The sequence below is a fragment of the Vibrio sp. 10N.261.51.C6 genome, from assembly GCF_041471785.1.
Lineage (GTDB): Bacteria > Pseudomonadota > Gammaproteobacteria > Enterobacterales > Vibrionaceae > Vibrio > Vibrio crassostreae_C.
The window spans coordinates 1-212 of sequence record NZ_JBFRPB010000103.1 but is presented as its reverse complement, the minus strand read 5'-3'; the positions used below and the strand labels follow the sequence as shown (position 1 = coordinate 212).

At 49.5% G+C, this 212-nt stretch carries 1 protein-coding gene; it reads left to right on the top strand.

All coding sequences use genetic code 11. The features are described from left to right. Positions 1-212 (top strand): cadherin-like domain-containing protein (locus AB4375_RS21100; protein ID WP_372052467.1); only part of this gene is annotated, 212 nt, incomplete at both ends.

The following is a 212-nucleotide window of genomic DNA, read 5'->3' as shown; positions in this document are numbered from 1 at the left end:
GACCTAGCGTACTCAATCGACGAAGACGGTTCTATCCGTTTAAGCCAAGAGCAATTGCTATCACAAGCATCTGACGTAGAGGGCGATGACCTTACTGCTAGCGGCCTAACGGTTGGTGGAGATGCGACGGTTGTAGCTAATGATGACGGCAGCTTCACCATCACGCCAGATGAGAACTTCAATGGTGACATCGATATCAGCTTCGATATCTC